Origin of the sequence: Mycobacterium sp., assembly GCF_040398885.1 — a bacterium.
Lineage (GTDB): Bacteria > Actinomycetota > Actinomycetes > Mycobacteriales > Mycobacteriaceae > Mycobacterium.
The window spans coordinates 1-2,114 of record NZ_JBBATF010000277.1 but is presented as its reverse complement, the minus strand read 5'-3'; the positions used below and the strand labels follow the sequence as shown (position 1 = coordinate 2,114).

Below are 2,114 nucleotides of genomic sequence, written 5' to 3'. Positions count from 1 at the left end.
ATGCCGTACACGAAGGCCAGGAAGGGGCGTCCCTGATCCTGGTAGCGCGGCAGCGCCTGGATGGCGGCCATGCAAACCTCCTGTGCGACGTCGTCAGCTGAGAGACCACTGCGCTCCGCGGTCCCGATCCGAGCCCGGACATACCGGACCACGATGGGGCGGATGGTCTCAACCACCTCCCGGAGCGCGTCGCGACTGCCTGCCACCGCCTCAGCGACGGCCGCGTCGAGACGCTCTCCTGGAATGGTCATCGACGGCGGGATCTCCAACGTTACGTGCAGGGCTTTTCGGTCAGCCGGGCTCAGCTAGTGACAATATCGGCCCCACCCCGCTGACCGGCGGTTAGCGGCGATTCCACCGGCCGCCGTGGCGGATCACGAACTCGGCGCTTTCATCCCGGATCCCGGCGATTGCCGCCGGGCCGTGCGCACCGCTTCCGATCTCGGCCAGTAGACAGGCCAGCGCCCACCTTAACGGCATCAGGCGGTGGGCGTCGGCGGCCTCCAGTGCGGCGTCGGCGACGGTTCGGGAACCCGCCAGGTCACCGGCGGAGCACAGCGCGGCCGCCAGGACGACGTCACTCTTGACCCGATGGCGACGCAAGCCGGGCAGGGCGGCCTCGGCGAGTTCGACTCCGAGCCGGGCGTGGCGGGTCGCGACCCGGCCCTCCCCCGCAGCCATGGCCAGCTCCGCGCGAACCCATGCCAGCCGGATCGGCGTCCGCCGCGGCAGATCGGGGTGCGCCCGGGCCAGGGTCTCGGCCCGGTTCAGCAGCGCCGCCGACACCGCCAGTCGACCCACACCGAGCGCATCGGCGGCCAGGCCGGTCAGGGCGTCGACGCCGGACTCCGGGTCGCCCGCTGCGCCGGCCCAGGCCCGCCCGTCCCAATCGCGGGCGCGCCGGTGCCATCCGAGTTGGCGCAGAAATGAGGCGCGGGCGCTCAGTGCCAGCGATGCCAGCCGGGCGGCGGGCCGGGCGCGCAGCAACTCGGACAGGTCGGTCTGCGCGCTGCCGTAGCGACCCTGGCCGCCGGCGGCCACCGCGCGCAACCAGAGCTCGTCGGGGCCGTCCGCGGAGGGCAACGGCCAACGGCCCGGCTCGGCGCCGAACGCAGCCTCCGCGATGAGGAATGTCATAGCGCCGCGACGCTATCAATTCGGGTTAAGAGTTTTTGCTCACCGCGTTACAGCCATGTCAACACAGGCAGTGGAATACCGGATTCGGACCGGGTTGCGGGCGTCGTGAGCCGGTCTGGTGCCGACCGGCGCCATTTCAGATGAACGCGACGTAAATTCTCACGCTGCCACAACGTGATTGCCGCGGCCGGAGCCTATTGACTAGCTCTCGCAGCGACTCATAGCGTGGTGGGAGCGAGTGGTCACCGGCGACCAGCACTCCAAGACTGTCCACAACTCTAACGTGCGAGACATGCACGGGGAGAAGGGATTCCAGATGCTACAGCCACAACGACTCCCAGCACCGAACGCCGACCTGTGGGACTGGCAGATGCAGGGGCTCTGCCGGGGCGCCGACTCCTCGGTGTTCTTCCATCCCGAAGGCGAGCGGGGCAGGGCCCGGGCCCAGCGTGAGATGAACGCCAAGCAACTCTGCCGGCAGTGCCCGGTGATCACCCAATGCCGGAGCCATGCGCTGCAGGTGGGCGAGCCCTACGGGATCTGGGGCGGACTCAGCGAATCCGAGCGCGAGATGATGCTCAAGGGCGGCATTCGCCGCCGCAGCGCCTGAGCGGCTAGGGCGTCGGCAGCTCGGAGTCGGCGCCACAGCGGTCGCGGAAGTCCGCCAGCGGCTGCCGGATCGCCCGGATCTCGGCCTTCTCCTGGGGACGGGCGTCCAGGTACTCCTGGACCGCAGCGAGCGCCTGGTCCCGCTGCTGGCCCTTCAGGCCCGTCACGAACGCGTTGACGTCCGGGTGGGTGAACAGGTAGGCCGACGTCGCCGCGGACACCCCGGCCCTCACGCCAGCCATGTCCGCGGCGGTGCAGTTGGGCGGATCAGCCAGTGCCGACGGGGCGGCGGCGAGCAGCACGGCGGCACCGGAGGCGAGGACGCCGGCAAGGGAGCGGATGCTGAGCACGGTGTCTCCTACGATCGA

At 70.2% G+C, this 2,114-nt stretch carries 4 protein-coding genes; 1 reads left to right on the top strand and 3 read right to left on the bottom strand.

Annotated elements, in window-relative coordinates:
- The coding region (locus tag ADBZ5U_RS15980) for an RNA polymerase sigma factor (RefSeq protein WP_526811834.1) at positions 1 to 251 on the bottom strand (251 nt) is incomplete at its 3' end.
- A 91-nt stretch (positions 252 to 342) separates the two neighbouring features.
- The gene (locus ADBZ5U_RS15975; protein ID WP_526811832.1) at positions 343 to 1,137 is read right to left on the bottom strand and encodes a hypothetical protein; all 795 of its coding nucleotides are present in this window, start codon (positions 1,135 to 1,137) and stop codon (positions 343 to 345) included.
- 316 nt (positions 1,138 to 1,453) lie between these two features.
- Here ADBZ5U_RS15975 and ADBZ5U_RS15970 point away from each other — a divergent pair, with 316 nt between their 5' ends.
- Positions 1,454 to 1,747, top strand: a complete 294-nt coding sequence (locus ADBZ5U_RS15970) for a WhiB family transcriptional regulator (RefSeq protein ID WP_526811838.1) — start codon at positions 1,454 to 1,456, stop codon at positions 1,745 to 1,747.
- Positions 1,748 to 1,751: 4 nt separating this feature from the next.
- Here the strand turns inward: ADBZ5U_RS15970 and ADBZ5U_RS15965 are convergent, their stop codons facing one another.
- Entirely contained in the window at positions 1,752 to 2,111 is a 360-nt protein-coding gene (locus tag ADBZ5U_RS15965; RefSeq protein ID WP_526811836.1) for a hemophore-related protein, read from the bottom strand.
- Positions 2,112 to 2,114: the final 3 nt, after the last annotated feature.